25 protein-coding genes and 1 rRNA gene are annotated in these 26216 nt (G+C 71.6%); 14 read left to right on the top strand and 12 right to left on the bottom strand.

Annotation, left to right across the window (positions count from 1 at the left end; all coding sequences use genetic code 11):
- The first annotated feature begins 106 nt into the window (after positions 1 to 106).
- The 3 genes from pstC to pstB are packed head-to-tail and all read left to right on the top strand — an operon-like array spanning position 107 to position 2984.
- On the top strand, positions 107 to 1090 hold the full coding sequence (gene pstC, locus ACOTKD_RS17140) for a phosphate ABC transporter permease subunit PstC (RefSeq protein WP_424889806.1): 984 nt from the start codon (positions 107 to 109) through the stop codon (positions 1088 to 1090).
- Positions 1087 to 2172, top strand: coding sequence for a phosphate ABC transporter permease PstA (gene pstA / locus ACOTKD_RS17145; RefSeq protein WP_424889807.1), 1086 nt, complete (start codon positions 1087 to 1089; stop codon positions 2170 to 2172). Before pstC ends, pstA begins: the two co-directional genes overlap by 4 nt.
- Positions 2173 to 2204: 32 nt before the next feature.
- Positions 2205 to 2984 (top strand): phosphate ABC transporter ATP-binding protein PstB, encoded by a 780-nt coding sequence (gene pstB, locus ACOTKD_RS17150; RefSeq protein ID WP_424889808.1) that lies wholly within the window; start codon positions 2205 to 2207, stop codon positions 2982 to 2984.
- Positions 2985 to 3097: 113 nt separating this feature from the next.
- Here pstB and ACOTKD_RS17155 read toward each other — a convergent pair whose 3' ends face one another.
- Complete coding sequence (locus tag ACOTKD_RS17155; protein WP_424889809.1) at positions 3098 to 4096, bottom strand: anion permease; 999 nt, start codon at positions 4094 to 4096, stop codon at positions 3098 to 3100.
- Between the two features lie 6 nt (positions 4097 to 4102).
- Positions 4103 to 4723, bottom strand: a complete 621-nt coding sequence (locus ACOTKD_RS17160) for a DUF47 domain-containing protein (protein ID WP_106674591.1) — start codon at positions 4721 to 4723, stop codon at positions 4103 to 4105.
- Positions 4724 to 4951: 228 nt separating this feature from the next.
- On the opposite strand from ACOTKD_RS17160, the gene ACOTKD_RS17165 reads away from it, so the two are divergent.
- Positions 4952 to 5332 carry a metal-sensitive transcriptional regulator gene (locus ACOTKD_RS17165; RefSeq protein ID WP_424889810.1) on the top strand — a complete coding sequence of 127 codons (381 nt, stop codon included), beginning with the start codon at positions 4952 to 4954 and terminating at the stop codon, positions 5330 to 5332.
- A gap of 175 nt (positions 5333 to 5507) precedes the next feature.
- Here the strand turns inward: ACOTKD_RS17165 and ACOTKD_RS17170 are convergent, their stop codons facing one another.
- Both ACOTKD_RS17170 and ACOTKD_RS17175 read right to left on the bottom strand, forming a co-directional pair.
- The gene (locus ACOTKD_RS17170) at positions 5508 to 5681 is read right to left on the bottom strand and encodes a hypothetical protein (RefSeq protein ID WP_424889811.1); all 174 of its coding nucleotides are present in this window, start codon (positions 5679 to 5681) and stop codon (positions 5508 to 5510) included.
- A gap of 193 nt (positions 5682 to 5874) precedes the next feature.
- Entirely contained in the window at positions 5875 to 6831 is a 957-nt protein-coding gene (locus tag ACOTKD_RS17175; RefSeq protein WP_424889812.1) for a hypothetical protein, read from the bottom strand.
- Positions 6832 to 6924: 93 nt separating this feature from the next.
- On the opposite strand from ACOTKD_RS17175, the gene ACOTKD_RS17180 reads away from it, so the two are divergent.
- Together ACOTKD_RS17180 and ACOTKD_RS17185 are read left to right on the top strand one after the other, a co-directional pair.
- Entirely contained in the window at positions 6925 to 7101 is a 177-nt protein-coding gene (locus tag ACOTKD_RS17180; protein ID WP_424889813.1) for a hypothetical protein, read from the top strand.
- Positions 7102 to 7197: 96 nt separating this feature from the next.
- Positions 7198 to 8853, top strand: a complete 1656-nt coding sequence (locus tag ACOTKD_RS17185) for an FAD-binding oxidoreductase (RefSeq protein WP_424889814.1) — start codon at positions 7198 to 7200, stop codon at positions 8851 to 8853.
- A 272-nt stretch (positions 8854 to 9125) separates the two neighbouring features.
- Here the strand turns inward: ACOTKD_RS17185 and ACOTKD_RS17190 are convergent, their stop codons facing one another.
- Complete coding sequence (locus ACOTKD_RS17190) at positions 9126 to 9860, bottom strand: phosphatase PAP2 family protein (protein WP_424889815.1); 735 nt, start codon at positions 9858 to 9860, stop codon at positions 9126 to 9128.
- Positions 9861 to 10065: 205 nt separating this feature from the next.
- The gene (locus ACOTKD_RS17195) at positions 10066 to 11052 is read right to left on the bottom strand and encodes an NlpC/P60 family protein (protein WP_424889853.1); all 987 of its coding nucleotides are present in this window, start codon (positions 11050 to 11052) and stop codon (positions 10066 to 10068) included.
- A 155-nt stretch (positions 11053 to 11207) separates the two neighbouring features.
- Here ACOTKD_RS17195 and ACOTKD_RS17200 point away from each other — a divergent pair, with 155 nt between their 5' ends.
- Positions 11208 to 11417: a DUF397 domain-containing protein gene (locus tag ACOTKD_RS17200; RefSeq protein ID WP_424889816.1), complete on the top strand. Its 210-nt coding sequence runs from the start codon at positions 11208 to 11210 to the stop codon at positions 11415 to 11417.
- Between the two features lie 28 nt (positions 11418 to 11445).
- Here ACOTKD_RS17200 and ACOTKD_RS17205 read toward each other — a convergent pair whose 3' ends face one another.
- A complete protein-coding gene (locus tag ACOTKD_RS17205) occupies positions 11446 to 12831 on the bottom strand; it encodes a serine/threonine-protein kinase (protein WP_424889817.1) in 1386 nt (461 codons plus the stop codon).
- Between the two features lie 375 nt (positions 12832 to 13206).
- Here ACOTKD_RS17205 and ACOTKD_RS17210 point away from each other — a divergent pair, with 375 nt between their 5' ends.
- The 6 genes from ACOTKD_RS17210 to ACOTKD_RS17235 all read left to right on the top strand — a co-directional run bounded on the left by ACOTKD_RS17210 (position 13207) and on the right by ACOTKD_RS17235 (position 20405).
- Positions 13207 to 13515: a hypothetical protein gene (locus ACOTKD_RS17210; RefSeq protein ID WP_030367101.1), complete on the top strand. Its 309-nt coding sequence runs from the start codon at positions 13207 to 13209 to the stop codon at positions 13513 to 13515.
- A gap of 136 nt (positions 13516 to 13651) precedes the next feature.
- Positions 13652 to 14494, top strand: coding sequence for a hypothetical protein (locus ACOTKD_RS17215; RefSeq protein WP_424889818.1), 843 nt, complete (start codon positions 13652 to 13654; stop codon positions 14492 to 14494).
- Positions 14484 to 15800 carry a hypothetical protein gene (locus ACOTKD_RS17220; RefSeq protein ID WP_424889819.1) on the top strand — a complete coding sequence of 439 codons (1317 nt, stop codon included), beginning with the start codon at positions 14484 to 14486 and terminating at the stop codon, positions 15798 to 15800. The genes ACOTKD_RS17215 and ACOTKD_RS17220 overlap by 11 nt, the downstream gene beginning before the upstream one ends.
- 2 nt (positions 15801 to 15802) lie before the next feature.
- Positions 15803 to 17356 (top strand): SCO6880 family protein, encoded by a 1554-nt coding sequence (locus ACOTKD_RS17225; protein ID WP_424889854.1) that lies wholly within the window; start codon positions 15803 to 15805, stop codon positions 17354 to 17356.
- A gap of 9 nt (positions 17357 to 17365) precedes the next feature.
- Positions 17366 to 18769: an ATP-binding protein gene (locus tag ACOTKD_RS17230; protein ID WP_424889820.1), complete on the top strand. Its 1404-nt coding sequence runs from the start codon at positions 17366 to 17368 to the stop codon at positions 18767 to 18769.
- 31 nt (positions 18770 to 18800) lie between these two features.
- Positions 18801 to 20405 (top strand): type VI secretion protein, encoded by a 1605-nt coding sequence (locus tag ACOTKD_RS17235; RefSeq protein ID WP_424889821.1) that lies wholly within the window; start codon positions 18801 to 18803, stop codon positions 20403 to 20405.
- A gap of 470 nt (positions 20406 to 20875) precedes the next feature.
- On the opposite strand, the gene ACOTKD_RS17240 is transcribed toward ACOTKD_RS17235, so the two are convergent.
- The 4 genes from ACOTKD_RS17240 to ACOTKD_RS17255 all read right to left on the bottom strand — a co-directional run bounded on the left by ACOTKD_RS17240 (position 20876) and on the right by ACOTKD_RS17255 (position 24883).
- The gene (locus tag ACOTKD_RS17240) at positions 20876 to 22162 is read right to left on the bottom strand and encodes a serine hydrolase domain-containing protein (protein ID WP_424889822.1); all 1287 of its coding nucleotides are present in this window, start codon (positions 22160 to 22162) and stop codon (positions 20876 to 20878) included.
- A 162-nt stretch (positions 22163 to 22324) separates the two neighbouring features.
- Positions 22325 to 22981 carry a response regulator gene (locus ACOTKD_RS17245; protein WP_424889823.1) on the bottom strand — a complete coding sequence of 219 codons (657 nt, stop codon included), beginning with the start codon at positions 22979 to 22981 and terminating at the stop codon, positions 22325 to 22327.
- A complete protein-coding gene (locus ACOTKD_RS17250; RefSeq protein WP_424889824.1) occupies positions 22978 to 24288 on the bottom strand; it encodes a sensor histidine kinase in 1311 nt (436 codons plus the stop codon). The genes ACOTKD_RS17245 and ACOTKD_RS17250 overlap by 4 nt, the downstream gene beginning before the upstream one ends.
- 31 nt (positions 24289 to 24319) lie before the next feature.
- A complete protein-coding gene (locus tag ACOTKD_RS17255; protein WP_424889825.1) occupies positions 24320 to 24883 on the bottom strand; it encodes a GNAT family N-acetyltransferase in 564 nt (187 codons plus the stop codon).
- Between the two features lie 75 nt (positions 24884 to 24958).
- Here ACOTKD_RS17255 and ACOTKD_RS17260 point away from each other — a divergent pair, with 75 nt between their 5' ends.
- Positions 24959 to 26020, top strand: coding sequence for a hydroxyacid dehydrogenase (locus ACOTKD_RS17260; protein ID WP_424889826.1), 1062 nt, complete (start codon positions 24959 to 24961; stop codon positions 26018 to 26020).
- Positions 26021 to 26093: 73 nt separating this feature from the next.
- Here the strand turns inward: ACOTKD_RS17260 and rrf are convergent.
- Positions 26094 to 26210 (bottom strand): 5S ribosomal RNA (gene rrf / locus ACOTKD_RS17265).
- Positions 26211 to 26216 lie beyond the last annotated feature (6 nt).

The following is a 26216-nucleotide window of genomic DNA, read 5'->3' on the forward strand; positions in this document are numbered from 1 at the left end:
GTGACGGGGCTCCGGCACCGGAGCCCCGTCACACCGTCCGGTGCACCGCCGCACGAGGAGCCGCCTCCCCCGCCGGGAGACGGCCCCGCAGACCGGAGAAATCCCCATGGACATAACCAGCTCAACCGCCGACAGCAGCCCACCGGCGACGGCCGCGAAGCCTGCCGCGAAGGGCCCCACCCGCCCGGGCGACCGGATCTTCCTCGCCCTCTCCCGCGGCTCCGGCCTCCTGCTTCTGGTGATCATGGCCGCCATCGCGGTCTTCCTCACCGTCCGGGCCACCAACGCCCTCTCCCACAACGAAGGCAGCTTCTTCACCACCTTCGAGTGGAGCGCCAACGCCACCCCGCCGGTCTTCGGCATCGCCGTCCTGGCCTTCGGCACGATCGTCAGCTCGCTGATCGCGATGCTCATCGCCGTGCCCGTGGCCATCGGCGTCGCCCTCTTCATCTCGCACTACGCCCCGCGCCGGCTCGCCGCCCCGCTCGCGTACGTGATCGACCTGCTCGCCGCCGTACCGTCCATCGTCTACGGCCTGTGGGGCGCCCTCTTCCTGGTGCCGCACCTCGGCGGCCTCTACAGCTGGATGAACGACTACCTCGGCTGGACCGGCATCTTCGCGTACCACGACGGCGCCGCCCGCTCCCTCTTCACCATCGGCATCCTGCTGGCGATCATGATCCTGCCGATCGTCACCAGCGTCAGCCGCGAGGTCTTCCTGCAGGCCCCGAAGATGCACGAGGAGGCCGCGCTCGCGCTCGGCGCCACCCGCTGGGAAGTCATCCGGATGGCCGTCCTGCCCTTCGGCCGCTCCGGTGTCATCAGCGCCTCCATGCTCGGCCTCGGCCGCGCCCTCGGCGAGACGATGGCCGTCGCCACCGTCCTCTCCCCCAGCTTCACCATCGGCAAGAGCCTGCTGGACCCGGGCGGCGGCACGTTCGCCCAGAACATCGCCAGCAGCTTCAAGGAGTCCGGTGAGATCGGCAAGGACGCCCTGATCGCCTCCGGCCTCGTCCTCTTCGTCCTGACCCTGCTGGTCAACGGAGCGGCCCGGCTGATCATCGCGCGTCGCAAGGAGTACTCGGAATGAGCGACGTGACCATCGACCAGCCGCTGGTCGCCGACAGCGCCCCGCAGCCGCGCCCCGTCTCCCTGCACCAGCCGCGCCTGCCGCGCTGGGCCCCGGCCGCCGTCGCCGCCGGTGCGGTCGCCGCGGGCTGCGGGATCGGCCTGGGCGCCGCGCTGAGCAGCCGCATCCAGTGGGGCCTGATCGCCGCCGGCCTCTTCGTCACCGTGATGTACGCCCTCGCGGCGCGCGTCGAGGGCCGCCGCCAGGCCACGGACCGGCTGGCCACCAGCCTCGTCTGGGTCTGCTTCCTGCTCGCCGTCGTACCGCTGGTCTCCCTGATCTGGGAGACCGTCGCCCGCGGCATCAAGGTCCTCGACGGGAACTTCCTCACCCACTCCATGGCCGGTGTCCTCACCGTCCAGCCCGGTGGCGGCGTCTACCACGCGATCATCGGCACCCTGGAGCAGGTCGGCATCGCCACCGCCATCGCGGCCCCGGTGGGCCTGCTGACGGCCGTCTACCTCGTGGAGTACGGGCGGGGCCGGCTGGCGAAGGCCGTGACGTTCTTCGTGGACGTCATGACCGGCATCCCCTCGATCGTCGCGGGCCTGTTCATCCTGAGCTTCTGGATCCTCATGCTCGACTTCGGCTACTCCGGCTTCGCCGGCTCGATGGCCCTGGCGATCCTGATGATGCCGGTCGTCGTCCGCTCCACCGAGGAGATGCTCAAGCTCGTCCCCAACGAGCTGCGCGAGGCCTCGCTGGCCCTGGGCGTGCCGAAGTGGCGCACGATCCTCAAGGTCGTCCTGCCCACGGCCATCGGCGGCATCGCCACCGGCGTCACGCTGGCCATCGCCCGCATCGCCGGCGAGTCCGCCCCGATCGTCCTGCTGGTCTTCGGCTCCCAGGTGATCAACAACAACCCGTTCGACGGGGCCCAGTCCTCCCTGCCGTACTACATCTACGAGCAGTGGGCGGCCGGCAACGACGCCAGCTACGCCCGCGCCTGGGCGGCGGCGCTCGTCCTGATCGCCTTCGTCATGATCCTCAACCTGGTGGCCCGCGGCATCGCCCGCTGGAAGGCCCCCAAGACCGGTCGCTGACCGTCGTCCGCACGAAAGAAGTAGTGATCCCCATGGCCAAGCGAATCGACGTCAGCGGCCTCTCCGCCTACTACGGCACCCACAAGGCCATCGACGACATCTCGATGACCGTCGAACCCCGCTCCGTGACCGCCTTCATCGGCCCGTCCGGCTGCGGCAAGTCCACCTTCCTGCGCACCCTGAACCGCATGCACGAGGTCACCCCCGGCGGCCGCGTCGAGGGCAAGGTGATGCTGGACGACGAGAACCTCTACGGCGCCGGCGTCGACCCCGTCTCCGTGCGCCGCACGGTCGGCATGGTCTTCCAGCGGCCGAACCCCTTCCCGACCATGTCGATCTACGAGAACGTGGCCGCGGGCATCCGCCTCAACGGCGGCCGCGTCCGCAAGGCCGAGCTGGACGACGTGGTGGAGAGGTCCCTCCAGGGCGCGAACCTCTGGAAGGAGGTCAAGGACCGGCTGAACAAGCCGGGAGCGGGCCTCTCCGGCGGCCAGCAGCAGCGGCTGTGCATAGCGCGGGCGATCGCGGTCGAGCCGCAGGTCCTGCTGATGGACGAGCCCTGCTCGGCGCTCGACCCGATCTCGACGCTCGCGATCGAGGACCTGATCGGGGAGCTGAAGGAGCGCTTCACGATCGTGATCGTGACGCACAACATGCAGCAGGCGGCGCGCGTCTCCGACCGCACGGCGTTCTTCAACCTGGCGGGCGTCGGCCAGCCGGGCAAGCTGGTCGAGATCGACGAGACGGCGAGGATCTTCTCGAACCCGTCGGTGCAGGCCACGGAGGACTACATCTCGGGCCGCTTCGGCTAGGCCGCCTCCCCCCGAACCGCCTTACGGCGCTGCATGGCGGTGCCGCCGCAAGGCGAAGGGCCCGCCCCCTGTTCGTACCAGGGGGCGGGCCCTACTCCGTGGGCGGTCCGGGATCAGCCGAACGCGAGGTTGACCACCCAGTAAGCCAGCGCGGCGACCAGCGCCGCGGCGGGCATCGTGATGAACCAGCCCAGGATGATGTTCTTCGCGACGCCCCAGCGGACCGCGTTCACCCGCTTGGTCGCACCGACGCCCATGATCGCCGAGGTGATCACGTGCGTCGTCGAGATCGGCGCGTGGAACATGAACGCCGTCGTGAACATGACCGACGCACCCGTGGTCTCCGCGGCGAAGCCCTGCGGCGGGTCCAGCTCGATGATCTTCCGGCCGAGCGTGCGCATGATGCGCCAGCCGCCCGCGTACGTGCCGAGCGAGAGCATGATCGCGCAGGCGAGCTTGACCCAGACCGGGATCGCGTCGCCCTTGGCCTGCACATCGCCGATGACCAGGGCCATCATCACGATGCCCATGGTCTTCTGGGCGTCCTGCAGACCGTGGCCGAGCGCCATGCCCGCGGCCGAGACCGTCTGGGCGATGCGGAAGCCGCGCTTGGCCTTGTGCGGGTTGGCCCGGCGGAACATCCACATGATCACGACCATCACCAGATAGCCGAGGATCAGGCCGACGAACGGCGAGAGGAACATCGGAATGACGATCTTCTCGACCACGCCCGACCAGATGACGGCCGTGCCGCCCGCGAGCGCAGCGCCCACCATGCCGCCGAACAGGGCGTGCGAGGAGGACGACGGCAGGCCGAAGTACCAGGTGATCAGGTTCCAGGCGATCGCGCCGATCAGGGCGGCGAAGAGGATGCCCATCCCCTTGTCGCCCGTCGGCGTCTCGATCAGGCCCTCACTGACCGTCTTGGCCACGCCGCTGCCCAGGAAGGCACCGGCGAGGTTCATGACGGCCGCCATCGCGAGGGCCGCGCGGGGGGTCAGCGCCCGGGTGGACACCGAGGTCGCGATGGCGTTCGCGGAGTCGTGAAAGCCGTTGGTATAGGTGAAGCCGAGCGCGACCCCGATGGTCACGACGAGAGCAAAGGTGTCCACCGGGGGTCAGGACTCCTTGACCGCGATGGTCTCGACGGTGTTGGCGACGTGCTCGAACGCGTCGGCCGCCTCTTCCAGCACGTCCACGATCTGCTTCAGCTTCAGCACCTCGATGGCGTCGTACTTGCCGTTGAAGAGCTGGGCCAGGAGCTTGCGGTGGATCTGGTCCGCCTGGTTCTCCAGACGGTTCACCTCGATCCAGTACTCCGTGAGATTCGTCATGGTGCGGAGGTTCGGCATGGCCTCGGCGGTCAGCTCGGCGGCCCGCGCGAGGACCTCGATCTGCTGCTCGACGCCCTTCGGGAGCTCCTCGATCTGGTACAGGACGACCAGGTCGACGGCCTCCTCCATGAAGTCCATGATGTCGTCGAGCGAGCCGGCGAGGGCGTAGATGTCCTCGCGGTCGAACGGCGTGATGAAGGACGAGTTCAGCTGGTGGAAGATCGCGTGCGTGGCATCGTCCCCCGCGTGCTCCGCTGCGCGCATCCGTTCGGCGATCTCGGCCCGTGCGGACGTATCCGCTCCGAGCAGTTCCATCAGGAGCTTGGAGCCCGTGACGATGTTGTCCGCGGAGGCGGCGAACATGTCGTAGAAGCTCGTCTCCCTGGGGGTCAGACGAAAGCGCACGTGGGATCCTCGGGGTGCAACGGATTCGGTCTCGTTGATGCTAGGCGCATCATCCAGCCACAGCTAACTGGCATTCCCTCAGTGTCGCCCATCGGGCAGAGTGCTCATGAAGCCAGGTACCGCCGCCGCGGGCAAAATTCTGTACCATATACCCTCTGGGGGTATATGAGCGGGTGCGCACCGCACACGCGCACCACCAGCCCGCCGGACAGCAGGAGGACGGACGCCATGACGACCACGGAAGCCCCGCTGACCAGCGGCGACGACGCGGCGGCGGCCCGTGGCGCGGCCGCGGCCTGCCACGGTGAGGCCGGCGCCCCGGCCGGTCCGCACGGCTACAGCAAGCAGAAGGACCAGCACCTCAAGCGACTGCGCCGGATCGAGGGCCAGATCCGCGGCCTCCAGCGCATGGTCGAAGAGGACGTCTACTGCATCGACATACTCACGCAGGTGTCGGCGAGCACGAAGGCCCTGCAGTCCTTCGCCCTGCAGCTGCTGGAGGAGCACCTGCGGCACTGCGTCGCCCAGGCCGCGGTCAAGGGCGGCGACGAGATCGACGCGAAGGTGGCGGAGGCGAGCGCGGCGATCGCGCGCCTGCTGCGGACGTAGCGGTTTCCGCGACCCGTACGGGCCGGGGCCGGTCCGGCACCGCCGGACCGCACCGCGGCTTCACCGCGGCATCACCGCAGCGGCGGCAAAACTCCGGCTGCGCCGGCTCTCCCTCCGCCGCCGCGGCGAACAATCACAAACGACCGGCCCGGCGGTGCCGAACGCACCGGAACCGTCAGTCCTCGCCCTTTCCCCCGGCGGGGACGACGCGCAGGACCTCGTCGATGCGATCGGCGCTCAGCCGTTCCTCATCCGCACTGGACGCGGCGATCATCAAATCACCGTAGAGATCGATCTCGATGAGGGCCACGGGATCCGGCCCGCCCGACGAACCGCGTCGCGAAACCACGTGATTCACCTCCTCGGGTCTTTCGCCTCGGGTCCGGGACTCGGTCTCGGACTCGTGCCTCGGTTGTCCTGGCCGTACTCGTCGTACCGGTCGTGCTGGTCTTTCGTTCCTCGGCTAACCAGCCTAGTGATCGGTACACATGGCGCGCATGGCACAGAAGGACCATTTCCATGGCCAACTACGCCCTGCCGCGTCAATTCCGCGGCGAACCGACCTTCCCCGCATAGATATCGGCGGCGTCGGGTAGGTCCACGTCCACATCGGCGCCGAAGTCGTACAACTCGACCGTCGAGGTCACCGTCATCGGGGCCCGCGGAGCCGACGGCCCCGTGCTCGCCACGCTGAAGCGGTGCCGCAGCCGGCGCGGCCTGCCCTGCTCGTCCAGATAGGCGTCGAAGGCCACCGTCCCGCTGGAGAAACCTTTGGCCGCCGTGGCGAGCGGCCCCCGGTCCCGCTCCGGCGCGGCGCGCACCGCCCGGCCGAGGTCGATGGTGCCCCAGTAGTGCCTCACCCGGACCCCGCCGACCCGCTCGTCCCGCATGTACGTCACCTCGCGGGCCCCGCCGAGCAGTTCGGCCGCGGCGAGCGGATCGGTGGCGCCGTTCGTGAGGAGGTTCCCGTCGGCGAGCGAGGCCGTCGCGAGCCGCACCCACTTGTCGGACGGCACGCCCGCGCCCCGGTTCTTCATGAAGAGCGCGCCCGGGGAGAAGAGCTCCGTGATCGGCCGGTGCTCGGCGGCGCCGGCCGCGTCCTCCGGCACGAGCACCGTCAGCCGTCCGGCGGGCCGCCCGAAGTCGTACCCGCCCGCGCCGTGGATCGTCAGCCGGGTGCCGCCGCTGACCGTCTCCATGGACGTCCGCACCCGCGCCCGGCCCGCCCGGGCCAGCGTCCGCGCGGCCTCGCGCACCGCGGCCCGCGCCCGCCCGGGGTCGCTCTCGTCGCCCGCCTGCCGGGCCTGGCCGCTCAGGCTCTTCATGCTGTCGCGGAGCTCGGGGGCCTCGGCGGCGGCCGGCCCGCGGAGCGCACAGCCGGACACCAGGAGGCCGAGGACGATGCCGCCGGCCGTCACCCCGGCGAGGGCCGCGCCACCGCGACGGCCGTGTCCTCCGCGTCCGCTGTGCCTTCTGCTGCCTTCTCTCCGCGCCACCATTCCCTGCCAGCCCCCTGCCACCGACCCGCCGTGGAACCCGTTACTGCCAACGACGGCGTGGGCGCGGCCGTCACGGCCCGGTAGCGTGGTCACGTGTCCGAGCCAGCATCCGCGGAGCCGTCCACGGCCCACTTCACCAGCACCAGCGAGCAGGGGTCCTTCTGCTCGGCCCGCTGCACGTGCGGCTGGCGCGGCCCCGCCCGCCGCGCCCGCTCCCTGGCCCGCGACGACGCCGCGGGACACGAGGCCGCGGCGGGCGCGACCGGCTGAGCCGCCCGCCGGGCCCCGGCGGAACCGCCGCCGCCTCCGCGTCATCTGTCTTCACAGCAGGGGGAATCCAGCAGCACATCGGGTGACGGGGCGGGCATGGCCGTTGACGCAGGCGCAAGCGGAACGAACGGGACGAAGGGCACGGGCGGTGCCCGTGCGGACGGCGGACCGCGCGGCATCCCGGGGAGACGCCGGCTGCTCGCCGCAGGCGCCGGGCTGGCCGCCGCCGGCGCCTGGGCGGCCTCGTGCGGTGACAGCAGCGGCCTGGAGCGCCCCACCCGGATGATCACCTCGGCCCGCGCCGTCCCCGCCTCCCGGCGCCCGGACCCGGGCACGGCCGACTGGACCGCCCTCGCCAAGGGCCTCTCGGGCGGTCTCGTCCGCCCCGGCGACGCCGACTACACGACCGCCCGGCAGCTCTACAACACCCGCTTCGACGGCCTGCGCCCGGCGGGCATCGCCTACGTGACCGGCGCCCAGGACATCCGCGAGTGCCTGTCCTTCGCCCGCCGCTACAGCACCCGGATATCCATACGCAACGGCGGCCACAGCTATGCCGGTTGGTCCAGCGGCACCGACCGGCTCGTGATCGACGTCTCCCGGATGCGGACCGTCCGCACCCCGGACTCCTCCTCCGCGGTGATCGGCGCGGGCGCCAAGCTCATCGACGTCCAGACGGGTCTGGCCGCACACGGCGTCACCCTCCCCTCCGGCTCCTGCCCCACGGTCGGCATCTCCGGCCTCGCCCTCGGCGGCGGACACGGCGTGACCTCCCGCGCCTACGGCCTGACCTGCGACAACCTCACCGGCGCCACCCTCGTCACCGCCGACGGCAAGGTCCTCGACGCGAGCGCCGACCGCAACGCCGACCTCTTCTGGGCCCTGCGCGGCGCGGGCAACGGCAACTTCGGCGTCGTCACCGAACTCCGGTTCCGCACCCGCACGGCGGCGGACGGCGTCACCGGCTACGTCTCCTGGCCCTGGTCACGGGCCGCCGACGTGATCCGCGCCTGGCAGGAGTGGGGGCCGACCCGGCCCGACGAGATCTGGTCCTCCTGCGACCTGTCGGCCGCGGCGGGCGGCACGCCGCGCATCTCCGTCTCGGCCTACTCCCTCGGCAGCTACGGCGACCTGGAGAACGCCCTGGACGCGCTGGCCGGCAAGGTCGGCGGCGCGTCCAACGGCGTACGGCTGCGCCGCCGCTCCCACCTCGACATGGTGCGCGCCTACGCGGGCTGCTCCGACAAGTCGCAGACGCAGTGCCACCTGCCGGGCAGCACGCCCGGCCGCGAGGCGTCCGGCACGCTGGAGCGGGAGACGTACGGCGCCCGCTCGGACTTCTACGACCGGTCGCTGAACGCGGCGGGGGTGCGGGCCCTGACCGATCAGGTGGAACGTTTCGCCCGTGGGGGCGGCAGCGGCGGCGTCTCGGTGCAGCTGACGGCCCTGGGCGGCGCGGTCAACCGCGTCCAGCCGCTGGCGACGGCGTTCGTCCACCGCCGCTCGCGGTTCCTGGCCCAGTACCTGGCCCACTGGGCGGCGGGCGGCTCCGGCAGCGCGCAGACGTCGTGGCTGGACGGCACGCACGCGGCGATGCGCCGCCACGCCTCCGGGGCCGCCTACCAGAACTACGCGGACGCGAGCCTGAAGGACTGGCGCAAGGCGTACTACGGCGACGCGGAGGGCCGCCTGACGAAACTCAAGCGCCAGTACGACCCGGACCGCGTCTTCGACTTCCCGCAGGCGCTTTAGCGCGCCGCGCGGCGCCTTACCGGCGGTCGGGGTACGTACCGGTGCCGGTGCGTGCGCATTCCGCCGGACCCTCGCCGTCGTGGCCTGGCGCCGCGGCGGCGGATTCGAGAGGCCAGGCCGCTCGTCTGAGGGCCGCCTCGCGCCACGCCGTGGCACATCGCAGCTGAGGCTGAGGAAGGCTCGCCGCCGCGGCGCGCCACCACGGCGAGGGTCCGGCGGAATCCGGAGCCGCCCGCGCCGGGGCGTGCGCGCCCCCGGTCCGCCGGAAGGGCCTACGCCGCGAGGTCGTTGTCCCGGTGCCGGGGCACACCCCGCTCGGCCTCGGCGGCTCCGGCCGCCTCCGCCGCCACGAGCGGCGGTGCCGCAACCCCCCGCTCGTCCCGGACGAGCCAAGCGCAGCGCGTCCGCGCGACCGCCCGCGTGAGCGGGGTCAGCGCCATCATCGCGAGCGGCGCCAGCAGCAGCGCGACCGCCGTGCCCAGGGCGAGCCCGCCGATCACGTCCGTCGGATAGTGCACGCCCATGTAGACGCGGCAGAAGCCTTCCAGGAAGGCGAGGCCGATTCCGATCAGCCCGTACTTGCGGTTGGCGACGAAGAGGGCCACGCCGATGGCCATCGTCAGCGTCGCGTGGTCGCTGACGAAGGAGTAGTCGGTCTTGCCCTTGACCAGCACGTCCAGGCCGGTGTGGTCCATGAAGGGCCGGGGCCGCTTGACGAAGCCGCGGATCGGGACGTTGACGAGCAGGGCGAGGCCGGCCGCGAGCGGCGCCCACAGCAGTGCCGCGACGGCGGCCGGGGCGTCCGGCCGGCGGCGCAGGCTCCACCAGGCGAGGGCCATGAGGACGGCGAGGCCGAGGACGATCCCGTACTCGCCGACGAATGCCATGGTGCGGTCGAGCCAGCCGGGGGCGTCCTTGGCAAGGCCGTTGATGTCGTACAGCGTGCTGGTGTCGGGGTTCCCGCCCCTGGCCTGCGGCATGGGATAGCCCATCGCGAGTCCAGCCATGTGCCGTGGCCCCTTATCTGTCGCCTGTCGCTACGTCCAGTTGCCGACCCCCGTGGTCCGTGCGTCGCTGGAGCCCCCGCTCAGTGGCGCTGCTTTCCCACTCCTCATGGAACGCGCCACTCCGGCCGGGCGTTCCACTCTTCTCCCAATGATCACCAGGACGTTATGGAAGGGTGACCCATCGTCGCAGTTCGTTCCGGAGCGTTCATGCGGTGCTGCCCGCGGGCAGCGCTTTCGCGCCATCCTGGGTGACGCGGGTGGCCCCGATGTAGTCCGGCATGTCGATCTTGTCAAAGCGGATCACGGCCCCGGTGTAGGGGGCGTTGATCATCTGCCCGCCGCCCACGTAGATGCCCACGTGGTGGATGGAGCGCGGGTCCTTCAGGTCCGTGGCGAAGAACACGAGGTCGCCCGGGATCAGCTCGTCCCGCTTGGGGTGCGGGCCCGCGTTCCACTGGTCGTTGGCCACGCGGGGCAGGGTGATGCCCACCGATTCGTACGCGGCCTTGGTGAGCCCCGAGCAGTCGAAGCGGCCGTTGTCCTCGGCGGTGCCGTCGCCGCCCCACAGGTAGGGCGTGCCGAGCTTGCCCTGGGCGAAGTAGATCGCCCCGGCGGCCTGCCGGGAGGGCGCGACCCTGCCGACGGGCCGGGCGAAGCTCTTCTCCAGCGTGCGGATCGAGCGGACGTACCCCTGCGTCTCGCGGTACGGCGGGATGCCGCCGTGCTGGATGACCGCGTACGAACCCGCGTTGTACGACGCGAGCATGTTGTCCGACAGATCGCCGGGGACGTTCTTGACGTATTTGGAGAGCTCGCAGTCGTAGACGGCCGCGGAGGGGATCGCGTCCTGCGGATCCCATATGTCCTTCCTGCCGTCGCCGTTGGCGTCGATCGCGTGGGCGTCCCACGTGCCCGGGATGAACTGGGCTATCCCGCGCGCATCCGCCGGGCTCACGGCCTTCGGGTTCCAGCCGCTCTCCGAGTAGATCTGCGCGGCGAGGATCGCGGGGTTGAGGGCGGGGCAGAGATTGCCCCACTTCTGCACGAGCGTCTGGTACTGGTCCGGCACGGCACCCTTGGCCAGGCCCACGGAGCCTCCGCCGACGCCCCCGAGCAGGTTCGACGCGGCCGTGTACACGCCGATCACGAGCAGCCCGATGAAGCACAGGCACATCGCGATGCCCACCGTCATGCCCACCCAGAGCTTCCGCACCCCGCAATCCTCCCCCAACGACCCGCCGCGTATCCGCAATTTGTATCGATCCGTCAACAGGCGTGCAGTGCCGCCCCGTCGCCGCCAGGCGTTACGGTGAGCGGGACCGGCCAGGAGGGCGAGGAGGAGGAGCGATGCCGGAGCTGGACTGGATCCCGGTGACCGAGGGCGACGAGACGGAGTACCTGGAAATCGCCTTCGCCGAGAACGGCGACGTGCACCTCCGGACGAACACCGAGCCCGAGACCGTGGTGGTCACCACGGCCGCCAAGTGGGACGCCTTCGTCCTGGGCGTCAGGGCCGGGGAGTTCGACCACTTCGTGGAGGACGTCCCCGAGGCGTGAGCCGGGCCGCGGCCCGGCCGGCGCGGGGTCAGTCGTCGTCTTCCTTGTCCTTGTCCTTGGACTTCTTCTTGCTCTTGGACTTCTTGGACGGGGACGGCGTGGCCTTGGGCGGCGCGGGATTCCCGCCCGGCGCGCGGTCCGCGGACTCCGTCGGCGGCGCGTCGGGCCGCTGCGAGCCCGTCTCGCTGCCGGAGCCGCCGAAGACGGACGCGCCGATCACCGCCGCCACCAGGAAAGCCACGACGCCGGCCACGGCACTGAGCAGCACCTTGGGGCTGCGTATGCCCTTGCCTCCGCCGCCCGGGACCGAGCCCCTGAGCCCGGCCGCGCCCTGGGAACTGCGGGAGCTCCGGGAGCTCCCGCTGCCGCCGGAGGACCTGCGGTGTCCCTGTGCCGCGGCGGCCGGGGCCGGCGCCGGAACGCCCAGCGGGGCACCAGGGGCGCCGGGAGCCCCAGGGGCACCAGGAACCCCAAGGGTGCCGGGAACGGCGGCGGCAGGCGGCAAGGACGGCGGCGTCGGCGGACGAGCGGGCGCACCTACCGGCGCTGCGGGCGCAACCCCGAACACCGGCTGCGGCATGGGCGTCCGTACGGGACGGGGCGGCTCCTCCCAGGAGGGCCCGGCGAACCAGTCGGCCGCTTCCTGCGCGGTCGGCCGGTCCTCCGGCTTCTTCGCGAGCATCCGCAGCAGGAACGCCTCGAAGGCGGGGGGCAGATCCGCCCGGTGCTGACGGGGCGGCACCGGGGGCGTGTCCACATGGAGGTAGAGCAGGGCGGTCGGGCTGTCCGCCCAGAAGGGCGGCTGTCCGGCGAGGAGCTGGTAGAGCACGCAGCCGAGGGCGTAGACGTCCGAGGCGGGGCCGGCGACCTTGCCCAGGGCCCGCTCCGGGGCGAGGTAGGTGCTCGTGCCGACGATCTGGCCGACGCGCGTCAGCGCGGCGGAGGTCTCGTCGACGAACCGGGCGATGCCGAAGTCGCCGATCTTCAGGGTGTCGTCGGCGTCGAGCATCAGATTGCCGGGCTTGATGTCCCGGTGGACGACGCCCTGGCGGTGCGCCGCGGCAAGACCGGCCGCGGACTGCGCGGCGATCCTGGCGACGCGGCGCGGGACGAGCGGGCCGCGGGCGGACAGCTCCTGGGCCAGGCTCGGGCCCCTGACCAGCTCCATCACCAGATAGAAGCGGCCGTCCCAGGACCCGAAGTCGTAGACGGCGACCACCTGGGGGTGATTCAGCCGCGCCGCAGTCTGCGCCTCCAGCCGGAAGCGGGAGGCGGCGGACTCGTCGCCGTCGTCGCCGAGCAGCAGCTTCACGGCGACCTGACGGCCCAGCACCTCGTCCTGCGCCTGCCAGACTTCGCCCATGCCGCCGCGGCCGAGCAGCTCCTCCAGCCGGTAGCGATCGGCAACCAGCACCCGTACCACCCTTGATCTCGATGCCCCCGTGGCGCGCGGGCCGGCCCGACGGCCCAGGGGCGCGATCGGCGCCCGGACGGCGCTCGGGACAGCGTACCGACCGAACAGACTCTCGCCCGTCCATCCCCGTGACCCCCGATCCCGCCGAACGTTGCCCGGCGTCCATGCCCGTGATACACAGAGTCACCTTAGGAGCACCCACTGACATCACCCTGCGTCGCAGGTCAGGGCCCCACGGGGAGCACGCGTACGAGTTCCGCCAAGAAATGCCGCCAAGTCGACATGCTGAGGCGCGATCTTCGGCGAAGATAGGTCCTGACCTTTACCCAGCGGTGAGGGTGTTGACAACAACCCATAAGGGGCGGTGAGTTGCAGATGTTTTTGGCGGCCGGCAAGGGCGACATCAACACCATTATTGGCGGAATCGCCCCTAACTGGGGGCCGTTCGGTAGCCTGGGGAACGAGGCTCGCGTGATGATCGAGGTCATCATGGCCGTGGCGATCCTCCTGTGCCTCGCCATCGCGATCTGGGGCGCGGCGAAGCAGCGGATCGGCGCCACGGCCCTGCGCGACACCTTCAGCGCGGAGCAGGGCAAGGGCCTGATCGTCGCGGGGCTGACGGGCGTCTTCATCATCGGTTCGCTCGGCACCCTGTTCACCATCGTCTACGGCATGGCCGTCTGAGCGACCCACGCACCCGAGGCTGCCACCTGATGCCCCCTCACACCCCCTCGTCCTCCTCCCCCGGGAATCCCCTTGCGCCGCTACCGTCATATGCGGGTGCCACAGCGGCGACGACGTATGAGGGGACGTGCGCGCTATGAGTCTCGGTGAGGACGGCTACGACGAGGACCACGGCCTGACCCGCACCCGGCTGCCGGAGGGCGAGGGCGATCCGTACGCCCCCCGCCGCGGCAGGGGCGGCCGCGGGGGCGCCCGCGCGGGCATGTCCAACCGGAACCTGATCACGGTCGTGGGCGTCGTGGTGCTGCTCATCGCGGCCATCGCCTTCGCCAACAGAGGGGGCGGGTCCGACTCGGGGGATTCGGAGAAGAGCGGGGACAAGGTCAGCGCGGGGGCGACGGCCCCTTCGGGGGTGAAGCCGGTGGGAGGGAAGACCGGGGGGATCGCTTCCGGTTTTGCGCGGACGCAGCAGGGGGCGGAGTCCGCGGCGGCGAATTTCGCGGTGGCGCTGGGCGGTGACGGGATGTTCGAGAAGGCGTCGCGGCACGCCATCGTGGACGCGATCCACACGCCGGACACCGCGCGCGACCTCCAGGGCAAGCTGGACCAGGCCTACAGCGCCGGCTTCTTCAAAAACCTCGGCCTCAACGACGACGGCTCCGCCCCCAAGGGACAGACGTTCGTCTCCCGCACCGTTCCCGTCGGCACCAAGACCACGGCGTTCAACGAGACCGAGGCCACCGTCGAAGTGTGGTGCACGGGCCTGATGGGGCTTGCCGGTGAAGGGTCGACCAAGCCCGTCGCCCAGACCTGGTTCACCATCATCCAGAAGCTCCGCTGGACGAACGACGACTGGAAGCTCGCCGCGTCCGACCAGAAGCAGGGCCCCGCCCCGGTCGGCGGCGACATCCGGGCATCGAGCGCTGACGAGATCACCAACGCGGTCAACGGGTACGGAGGGTTCACTTATGCCAGGTAGCCGCCGCCGTGTGTTCTCCCTGACCGCGGCAGTCGTGTCCGCCCAGGTAGCAGTGACCGCACTGGCCTCGAAGGCCCTCGCCGCGCCCACCCCTCCGTCGCCATCCACGTCACCAGCCCCTTCGTCGAGCCCCGGCAAGGGCGGCGACAAAAGCGCCTGCGATCTCATCGTCGGCAGGGCGAAGGACATCTGCACCGGCGACAAATCCTCGAACTCCCCGCCCGACCCCCAAACCGCCCTCGACCCCCTCGCCTCCCTCGCCAAGGGCTGTGGCGAAGCCGCGTCCTGGATCGTCCACAAGCTGTCCGCCGCCGTCGAGGCCACCGGCAACGTCGACTTCACCAACGCCGCCTTCCTGCGCCAGTACGCCGTGGTGTTCGCCGCCTCCACCGTGCTCACGCTCGTGCTCTGGCTGCTGGCCGTCGCCAAGCGCGCCGTCCGCGGCGTGCCGTTCACCGAGGCGTTCACCGAGGCCGTCGGCTTCCTCTGGCTGACCGTGCTGGCCTCGGCGTTCACCCCGCTCGTCCTCTACACCCTCGTCTCGGCCACCGACGCCGTCACACAGGCGATCGCCACCGGAACCAACGCCAACAACGACGCCTTCTTCGGCGGTTTCGCGGACGCCCTCAAGAAGGGCACGGGCATCGGCGGCGGCCCGATCATGCTGATCGTCGTGTCCCTGGTCTCCGTGCTCGCCGCGGGCGTCCTCTGGCTGGAGCTGGTGATCCGCGCCGCCCTCCTGTACGCCGGCGCCCTCCTCGGCACCGCCGTCTACGCGGGCCTGGTCGACAAGAACATGTGGAAGCACGTCCGCCGCTGGGCGGGCATCATGATCGCGGTGATCCTGGTCAAGCCGATCATCGTGGTCGTGCTGGGCCTCGCCGGAGCGCTGTCCTCCGGCAAGGGGCCGGACTCCTTCTCGGCCGTCGTCTCGGGGCTGGCGATCATCATCCTGGCCATCTTCGCCAGCGCGATGATCTACCGCTTCGTGCCCGGCTTCGGCGACGAGATCGTCAGCACCCGCAGCGCCAGCAACGACGCGGCGTCGCGTCAGGCCGCCGCCGTGATCTCCTCCCCCGCCGCCCTGGTCAAGCAGGGCATCACCGCCCACAGCGCGCGCGGCTCCGGCGGGTCCGGCGGCGGCCACCAGCACCGGCCCGCCGACACCGTGGCGGGCGGAGTCGCCGCCCACAGCACCCGGCCCCCCGCCCGCAGCGGCGACAACAGGGGCAACGGAAGTGGCAATTCCGCCGCCTCTGCGCCGCGCGCCCAGAACCGCAGCAACACAGGAGGTGAGCGGAGTTGACGATCCAGGCCCAGTCCCAGCCGGTCGCGGCCCGCCGTACGTATCTGATCGGCCGCGCGCGCCCCAACGCGGTCGTCGGCAAGAACCGGGAGACCGGGGAGATCGCGCTGATCATCGCCGGGGCTTTCCTCGGCATGATGTGCGGCCTGCTGGTGCCCGTCCTGCCGCTGCGGATCGTCACGCTCACCGGGTTCCCGATGCTGGCGCTGGCCGCCGTGTACGTCCCGTACAAGGGCCGCACCTTCTACAAATGGTTTGAAATCAACCGCTCGTTCAAGCGCACCCTGCGCCGGGGCACCGCCTACCGGTCCGCCGCCATCGAGGCGGGCACGCGCATGGACGGCCGCGAGATCGAGGTCGGCCCGCCCCCGGGCATCGGGCGGATCAACTGGCTCGCGGCGCCCTTCGGCCCCGACGAGATCGCCGTCCTGCTGCACGCCGACCGCCGCACGGTCACCGCCGCGATCGAGATCGAGGGCCCCGGCGTGGGGCTGCGCGACTCGGAGGACCAGGAGGCGCTGGTCGACCGGTTCGGCACGCTCCTCAAGCACGTCGCCAACGGCGACGGCTATGTGACGCGCATCCAGATGCTCGCCCGCACCCTCCCCGCCGACCCCGACGCCCACGCCAAGGACGTCGAGCGGCGCGGCGACGCCGGCTCCCCGCAGTGGCTCAAGGACTCCTACGACCAGCTGCAGTCGATGGTGTCGACCTCCTCCGAGCAGCACCGCGCCTACCTCGTCGCCTGCATGCACTACACGCGCGAGCTGGCCGCCGAGGCCAACGCCATCGCGCGCGCCTCCCGCCACGACGGCGCCAAGCGCAGGCTGGACCGCGACGGCGGCCTCGCCGTCGTCATGGCGCGCGAGCTGACCGACATCTGCGCGCGGCTCGCCGAGGCCGACATCCGGGTCCGCCAGCCGCTCGGCCAGGGCCGGCTGTCCTCCCTGATCCACTCCATGTACGACCCGGACCACCCCATCGACCACATCCAGGCCATGACCCAGCGCAACGCCTGGCCGGCCGAGCTGGACGCCATGGAGCCCACCTACCTCCAGGCGAAGACCCGGGAGTCGTCAACCCGCGCGCCCTGGTGTCACTCCACCGCCTGGGTGAAGGAGTGGCCCATGACCCCGGTGGGCGTCAACTTCCTCGCGCCGCTCCTCGTCCACACCCCGGACGTGATCCGTACGGTCGCGGTCTGCATGGACCTGGAGCCGACGGACGTGGCCATCGAGCGCATGCTGACGGAGAAGACCAACGACGACGCGGACGCCTCCCGCGCCGCCAAGATGAACCGCGTCGTCGACCCGCGCGACGTCGCCCACCACTCCCGGGTCGACCAGCGCGGCGAGGACCTCGCCAGCGGCGCGGCCGGGGTCAACCTCGTCGGGTACATCACGGTGTCGTCGCGCTCGCCGGAAGCGCTCGCGCGCGACAAGCGGACCATAAGAGCCTCGGCCGGCAAGAGCTACCTGAAGCTGGAGTGGTGCGACCGCGAGCACCACCGGGCCTTCGTCAACACCCTGCCGTTCGCGACCGGCATCCGACGATAGGGGCATGCCGTGCTCGACCCGCTCGCCTCCCTGACCGACGCGTTCACCAGCTTCCTCTTCGGGAAGGTGGAGACCACGCGGCTGCCCGTGCGGACCTCCACCGGCCAGGCCCAGGCCGTCTACCTGCCGACCGCCGCCCCCGGCCTCGGCGACTCCGGCGTGGTCATCGGGCGCGAGGTGTACTCCGGCAAGGGCTACATCTACGACCCCTTCCAGCTCTACGGACAGCAGCTGCCCGCCCCGCACTGGCTCGTCCTCGGCGAGTCCGGCAACGGCAAGTCGGCGCTGGAGAAGACCTACGTCCTGCGCCAGCTGCGGTTCCGCGACCGGCAGGTCGTCGTCCTGGACGCCCAGGGCGAGGACGGCGTCGGCGAGTGGAACCTGATCGCCCAGCAGCTGGGGATAACCCCCATCCGGCTCGACCCCGCCGCCGCCCTGCACGGCGGCATCCGGCTCAACCCGCTCGACCCGGCGATCACCACGACCGGCCAGCTCGCCCTCCTCCGCACGATCATCGAGGTCGCCACCGGCCGCGGGCTCGACGAACGGGCCGGCTTCGCCCTCAAGGTCGCCCACGCGAACGTGATCGAGACGATCCTCGACCGGCAGCCGGTGCTCACCGACATCGTGGAGCAGCTGCGGCACCCGGAGGCCGAGTCCGCGGAGACGATGAACGTCGACATAGACGACGTCCGGGCCTGGGGCCTCGACGTCGCCCTGGTCCTGGACCGGCTCGTGGACGGCGACCTGCGCGGCATGTTCGACGGTCCGACGACGGCCGGCATCGATCTCGACGCCCCCCTGATCGTCTTCGACCTCTCCCACATCGACCGCAACTCGATCGCCATGCCGATCCTGATGGCGATCGTCGGCGTCTGGCTGGAACACACGTGGATCAGGCCCGACCGGAAGAAACGGATCTTCCTGGTCGAGGAGGCCTGGCACATCATCAACTCGCCGTTCGTCGCGCAGCTCTTCCAGCGGCTGCTGAAGTTCGGCCGGCGGCTCGGCCTGTCGTTCGTCGCGGTCGTCCACCACCTGTCCGACGTCGTCGACGGCGCTGCGGCGCGCGAGGCCGCGGCGATCCTCAAGATGGCCTCCACGCGCACCATCTACGCCCAGAAGGCCGACGAGGCGCGCGCCACGGGCCGGGTGCTCGGCCTGCCCCGCTGGGCGGTCGAGATCATCCCGACGCTGACGCCGGGCATCGCCGTCTGGGACGTCAACGGCAACGTCCAGGTCGTCAAGCACCTCGTCACCGACATCGAACGGCCGCTCGTCTACACCGACCGGGCGATGACCGAGGACGGCGACTTCGCGCGCGAGCTCGCGGCGGAGGCCGCGGCCGCGGAACGGGCGGCCGCGGCCCTGGAAGCGGACGCGTCTCCGGAGTCGGAATCGACGGTGGCCTGAGGCAGGGCCGGGAACGGGGGGAGAACGGCGGATGAGCGACCGGCGGCCGGAGCGCGGCATTCCGGACGGGCTGCTGATGGCGGTCATCGTGCTGCTGCTGGGCATGACGCTGCTGGTGTGGGGGACGACGGGCCTGGCGGCGCTGTTCGCCCACGGCGACTGGCCGGAGGCCGTCACTCTCACCCGTACGCCCATGGCCGTGCGGCACCTGGTGACGCAGCCGCGCGATCTGCCGGCCGCCTGGCCCGACACCCCGGCGGAGAGCCTCTCGGGCTACGGCCTGTTCTGGGGCCTCCTCATCGGCGAGCTGCTGGCGCTGATCGTCCTGGGGGTGTTCGTGGTCGGCACGGTGGCGCGCTGGAAAGCGGTACGGGCACGACGCCGGGCGGCCGGTGCCTCCGGCGCGGAGGGCGGTTCCGCCGGCACGGGAAGTGCGGCGGAAGCCGCGGCTCCCGACCGGTCCGCGGCCGGTAACAGCCCCTCCGGGCCACCGGCGGACGGCCTCCCGCGCTCTCCGCAGCCGCCCGGCGCGGAGAGCGCGGCAGCCCGCGCCGCTGACGACGCCGGGCGGCCCGGGGCCGGCGCAGTCGGCCGGGAGGCACTTCCCGTCCCCGGACCGGACTCCCCGGCGGGCCCGGGCGATCCGTCGGACACCCTGCCCGTCCCCGGGCCCCGTACGCCCGCCCCGCCGTCCACGGAAGCCCCCGCAGGGCCCGTCTCCCCCGGCGTCCGCTACGGCGCCGACCGCGGCGACACCGCCGTCCGCGCCGTCCTGGAGGCTGCCGGCCCCGTGCTCGTCACGACGAGCGACGCCGCGCTGTGGGCGGCCACGAAGGACGCCCGCGCCAAGCTCGGCCCCGTGCACGTCTTCGACCCGAGCCACCTCCTCGACACCCCCGACCGGCTCCGCTGGTCGCCTCTGGGGGGCTGCACGGCCCGGGAGGCCGCCGCCGCCCGCGCGGCCGCCCTGCTCGCCCCCGTACGCCCGCACAGCGCCCTCGACTCGGCCACCGCGGACGTCGCGGAGACGCTGCTGCGCTGCTGGCTGCACGCCGCCGCCGTGGACGCCCGGCCGTTCCGCCAGGTGCTCCGCTGGGCGCAGGGCGCGGCGGCGCACGAGCCGGTACGGATCCTGCGGACGCACGTGAAGGCGGCGGGCGGCGCGGCCGGGGAGCTCGAGTCGGCGCTCACGGGGCATCCCGAACGCCGCGAGGTGGCCCAGGAGCTGACCGCGCGTGCGCTGGGCGCACTGTCGTCCGTTCACGTCCGCGATGCCTGCAATCCGCACCGGGCCGATTCCCTGGCATGGGAATCATTTGTCGCCGAGGGGGGAACCCTGTACGTGGTGGGTGAGGCGATTGAGGATCCCCGCACCCGCCCGGGTGCGATGCCCCTGCTGACCGCACTCGTCGCAAGCGTGGTCGAGCGCGGCCGGGGCATGGCCGGACGGTCATCTGCCGGTCGGCTCGACCCACCACTGTCCCTGGTGCTGGACGATGTCGCCGCCGTCGCACCCGTGCCCGCCCTCCCCGACCTCCTCGCGGACGGCGCGGCGCTCGGCCTGCCGACGTTCGCGCTCATGCGTTCCGAGGAGCAGGCCCGCGCGCGGTGGCCGCACCGCGCACTCGTCGGGTAGGCACCGCGCCGGGCAGCCGGCGACTCGGGCAGTCATCGAGGGGAGACCCGCAGCGGCCCGGGAGGGGGACGGGACGGCAGAGCCCGGCAGGCGCCCTGGCGGCCCACGTCGATCCCCGGGGGGCCGGATGCGGCGTACCTCCGCGGGATCCACGACCACCGCCTGCGCCTGGTCGCGGAGCTGCGCCGCCGCGGCGTACCGGTCCTCGCGGGCAGCACACGGGGCGGCGACCTCCACAAGGAGCTGGAGCAGCTGGCCGACGGTGCGGGACTGGGCGCCGCGGCGGCGCTCCGCGCGGCCATGGTCGGGCCCGCGCGAGTGCTGGGTCCGCCCCCACCGCCGGCACGGTCGCGCCCGGCAGGACGGCCGGCCTCGTCGTCCTGGCCCCGGGCGCGGACCCGCCGCGCGACGTGAGGCCGTCCGCCGGATCGACGCGGTGGTCGTCCGGGGCCGGCTCTTCGAGGGCGGCCCTACGCGGCAGGCGTCCCGACGCCCGCCGCGATGATCCTGCCGACGCGCGAGTCCGGCGTGATGTTCTCCCCCTTCGCGTCCGTGGAGTTGACGGAGTAGATCAGCGACTGCTTCCCGTCCTGCGTGGCGGCGAAGCCGTTCAGGTAGCCGTAGCGGCTCCCGGTCTTGCCCCAGTAGACGGGCCCGCCCTTGGTGAGCTGGACACGCGCCAGGCCGCTGCCGTAGACGGCGGGCTTCCCGCTCTCGTACTGCGGGACCTGCGGCACGGTGAACATCAGCTTCAGCTCCTGCTGCGGCACGATGCGGCCGGCGAAGAGCGCGGAGACGAAGCGGTCCAGGTCGGCCGTCGTGGTGATGAGGTCGCCGGAGGCCCACGTCTCGGACTGGTCCCACTCGGTCGTGTCGACGAGCCGGGTGGTGCCGTCGGCGTTCTTGAGCGCCTCGTAGCCGTGCGTGTGGCGGCCCTTGATGCGGAAGCTCGTGCCGGGGCTGTAGGTGTCCTTGAGGCCGGCCCGATTGATGACCCGGTCGCGCAGCTCCTGCTCGTACGTCCGCCCGGTGACCTTCTCGATCAGCAGCCCCAGCACGTTGTAGCCGATGTTGGAGTAGTGCTGCTGCGTGCCGGGGGTGAACTCCATGGGCTTGCCGAAGCCCGCCCGGACGAGGGCGCGGTGGTCCCAGGTGGTGTAGCGGCCCTTGTCCCAGTCGGGGGTCTTCGGGGTGCCGCGGGTGTCCCCGCCCGGCAGGCCGCTGGTGTAGTTCAGCAGCTGCCCGACCTTGACGTCGGGGTAGTGCGCGGGCAGCAGACCCGGCAGGTAGTGCTGCACCGTCCCGTCGAGGTCGAGCTTCCCCTCGTGGACGAGCTGCAGCGCGACGGCCGCCGTGAACGTCTTGGTGATGCTGCCCGCGCGGAACCGCTCGTCGCCCTTGGCCGGCGTGTGCGTGCGCACATCGGCCTCCCCCGAAGCCCCGCTCCAGCGCAGATCCTTGTCCTTGTAGCGGACCTGCGCGGCGGTGGCGACGCCGTCCGGCAGGCCGTCGATCGCCTTCCGCAGGGCGGCGGCCTTTTCCGCAGTCTTTTCAGCAGCCTCAGTCTTTTCAGCAGCCTCGTCCGCGGCCTTGCCGGCAGCTTTGCCGGCGGGCTGCACGGAAGCGTGGGAGGTGCGGGAGGTGTGGGAGGAGGGTGTGGCTATGGCCGGTGCGGCGACCGCGCCAAGCGCCATGACGGTGGCCGTGGCGGTGGCGGTAGCGGTGGCTGCGAGGACGGCGATTCTGTTGCGGCGCACGGTGGTTCCCCCTGGTGGTGACGGTTCTTCCCAACGGAATCCATCCTCGCGATCCGCGCGCGCCGGCGAATCGCCGACGCGAGGGGTATCCACCGCCGCCGGGCTCCCTCGCGCGGGGGATTCGCCGAGGGGAACTCGCGGGGGATTACGGGGCCGGACGGCTCAGCCGCCGGGGGCGATCAGCCCCGTCTCGTACGCGCAGATGACCGCCTGGATCCGGTCGCGCAGCCCCAGCTTCGACAGCACGTTGCTGACGTGGGTCTTCACGGTGTGCTCGCTGACCACCAGCTCGGCCGCGATCTCCGCGTTCGACAGGCCGCGCCCGAGCAGCACGAGCGTCTCGCGCTCGCGCGCGGTGAGCGCCCCCAGGACCGGCGCGGCGATCGCTGCCGCCTGCCCGCGGCTGGTGAAGTCGGCGACCAGGCGGCGGGCCACGGACGGCGCGAGCAGGGAGTCCCCGGCGACGACGACGCGTACGGCGTGCACGAGGTCGTCCCGGCGCACGTCCTTCAGCAGGAACCCGCTCGCGCCCGCGTGCAGCGCCTCGTAGACGTAGTCGTCCTGGTCGAAGGTGGTGAGCATGACGGCCTTGCAGCCGCTCTCCGCGCAGATCGTGCGGGCCGCCTCGATGCCGTCCATGCGCGGCATGCGGATGTCGAGCAGGACGACGTCGGGCGCGTGCCGCCGGACGGCCGCCACGGCCTCGGCTCCGTCGCCGGCCTCCGCCACGACCTCGATGTCCGGCTGAGCGGACAGGATCATGGCGAAGCCGCTCCGCACCAGCTCCTGGTCGTCCGCCACCACCACACGGATCGTCACGTCGCCTCCCCCGGCTCTGCCACCACTCTTGCTCTTCCTGCCACTTCTGGCACTTCTGGCACTTCTGGCACTTCTGCCCGTGAGGAGATCACGAGCGGCAGTCGCAGACAAACGCGGTAGCCGCGGCCGTCCGGTCCCGGCCCGGCCGACGCCGTCCCGCCGTGCGCGGCGGCCCGCTCGCGGATGCCGATCAGCCCCCTGCCGCTGCCTTCGCCACCGGCCTTGCGGACGCCGGAGCCGTCGTCGGTCACGGTGACGGAGAGCCGGTCCCCGCCGGGCGGTCCCCAGGCGAGCCGCACGGTCACGGTGCGCGCGTCGGAGTGCTTGAGGACGTTCGTCAACGCCTCCTGGACGACGCGGTAGACGGTGACCTGGGCATCGGCGGCGAGCGGCCGCGGCTCGCCCTCCGTGAGCAGGGCCACGGGGAGCCCTGCCCGCCGCACCTGCTCGACGAGGTCGTCCAACCCGGCGAGGGTGGGCTGCGGCGTGCGGCGCGGCCCGTGCGGGGCGCCACCCTGTCCTGGGGCCCCACCCGGCCCCTCTCCCGGCTTCTCCCCCGGTCCCTCTCCCGGATCGTCCTTGAGCACGCCGAGCATGCGCCGCAGCTGCACCATCGCGTCCCGCCCGGCCCCGGCGATCGCGTCGAACGCCGCCTCCGCCCGGTCGGGATCCGACCGTACGACCAGAGGCCCGGCCTCCGCCTGAACCACCATCAGGCTGACGGCGTGTGAGAGGACGTCGTGCATCTCCCGGGCGATCCGGGCGCGTTCCCGCTCGGCGGCCCGTTCGGCCTCCCGCTCCCGGTCCCGCTCCAGCGCGGCGGCCCGCGCCTCGACGGCCTGCGTGTACGCCTGCCTGGTCCGCGCCAGCACACCCAGCACGTACACCATCGTGAAGAGGAAGAACGCGAAGAGGTACTCGCGGGCGGTGTTGGTCCGGAGGGCGACCGCGAAGGCGACGAGCGGCAGCCCGGCGGCGATCGTCACCTGCCGCTGCCGGGCTCCTCCCTGTGCCGCGACGGTGAAGATCGCCACCAGCGGGCTGTACGGCATCGGCTGACCGGGCCCGTCCATCGGCAGATAGACGAACCCGGCCAGGGTGATCGCCAGGAGGCAGGTCAGCGGCGCCCGGCTGCGCCACAGGAGCGGCAGCACGGACAACGTGGTCATCCCGTAGAACACCCAGGTCGCGGGCGGCACGTCGGCCGAGCGCGGCACGACGAAGGGGATGGTCACGGCGACCTGGACCACGGCGGTGATCAGTGCGTCGACGGCCCAGGGACTACGGATCCGGATCCGGTGGAGCATGACTGGAGTATGAGCGGAGAATCAGGGGAGTTCAGCCGGCGGGGCGGACGAGTTCGAGCTCGTACTCCTTCGCCTGCGGATCGTCGGGCATGGCCACGGTGAGGCCGGAGGGCACGAAGCCGGCGTTGCGGTAGACGGAGAGGGCACGGCCGTTGTCCTCGTGCACGAAGAGGCGTATGCGCTCGACGCGGGGCTCGGACAGCGCCCAGGACCACACGACGGCCGCCTCGAACAGCGCCTGTATGAGCCCGTTCCCGCGGGCTTCGGGCCGGACGAAGACCCCGACGATGTGCGTCTGCGGAACGGAGGGAACACCGCCGAAGACGGTGTCCTCGTCGGCGTCCGGGCGCTCGACCAGAACGGTGAGCGTGCCGTCCCACGTTCCGTCGGGCGCCTCGGCCACGAACGTGATGACACTGCACGCCTCGGAGCTCGCCCGAGCCCTCTCCTGCCAATAGCTGTCGGGCTGCGCGGAAGCCTTTTCGTAGGTGTCGAGGAAAGCGATGGGCGCCACCGGATCCGAAAGCGCCACCAGCCGCAGCTCCTTGGACTTCTCCCAGTCGTCCGCGCGCACAGGCCTGATGATGTGCTCCATCCCTTGATCGTCGCGCCAGATGGTTGGCACAGGCAATGTGTTTTCGCTCTCGGCCGGGAGGGCAGAGGGCTGCGCATGACGGAAGCGCGCGCAGGTGGTGTTGCGGTGGTCATGGGCGCGGAGGAGCTGGGGGTGGTGATGCCCGGTGATCTGCGTGAGCGGCTGGGGGAATTGACGGGCCGAACGGTGAGGGTGAAAGCCGTTGAGGCGAGGGAGGGCAGGGAGAGCGGGGAGAGCGGGGAGAGCGGGGAGGGCAGGGGGAACATCCCCGGGCCGGAAAACCTGGAGGGTGTGGAGGTCCTCGTCACGGGGTGGGGGTGCCCGCCACTGACGAAAGCCGTACTCGACCGTGCGCCACGGCTGAGGGTCGTCGTCCATGCGGCGGGGTCAGTAAAGCAATTGGTGACGGAGGAGGTCTGGGAGCGCGGAATCGTGGTCTCGTCGGCGGCAGGCGTCAATGCGGGCCCGGTCGCCGACTTCACCCTCGCGGTGATCGCGCTCGCGGCGAAGGGCGCCCTGCCGATGGCCGCGGCATACGCGAACGGCCGCTGGCCGGCTTTCACGGAAAGGCGGGGAGCGGACGGCCGCACGGTCGGTGTCATCGGCGCCTCCCGGATCGGCCGCGGAGTGATGGCCGGGCTACGGGCCTCGGCGGCCGGCTACCGGGTGCTGCTCTTCGACCCGTACGTGACGGGCGAGGACGCCGAACGGATGGGCGTGGAGCGCGTGGTGAGTCCGGCAGACCTCTGCCGGGCGTCGGACATCGTGACGGTCCACGCACCGGAGACCCCGGAGACGCGCCGGCTGCTGGATGAACAGCACCTGGCGCTGATTCCGGACGGTGGGACGGTCATCAATACGGCACGGGGGTCGATCGTCGACACGGCGGCGCTGGAGCGGGAATGCGCATCAGGGCGGCTGAGCGCCTGGCTCGATGTGACGGACCCGGAGCCGCTGGAACAGGAGCAGCGATTGTTGTCGCTGCCGAATGTGATGGTGACGCCGCACATTGCCGGGGCTCAGGGGAGCGAGGGGCGGCGGCTCGGGGTGTGGGCGGTGGAGGAAGTGGGGCGGTGGGTGAAGGGGGAAAGGCTGTTGGGAGAAGTACGGAGGGAGGAGCTGGGGAGGCTCGCGTAAACGGGAATGCGGGTAAACGCGAAAAAGCCCTGGTGGGAACTCAAGGTTCCCACCAGGGCTTTCTCTAAAAATTGTTCGGCGGCGTCCTACTCTCCCACACGGTCCCCCATGCAGTACCATCGGCGCTGAAAGGCTTAGCTTCCGGGTTCGGAATGTAACCGGGCGTTTCCCTAACGCTATGACCACCGAAACACTA

Origin of the sequence: Streptomyces sp. XH2, from assembly GCF_049725035.1 — a bacterium.
GTDB classification, from domain to species: Bacteria; Actinomycetota; Actinomycetes; order Streptomycetales; family Streptomycetaceae; genus Streptomyces; species Streptomyces roseoverticillatus.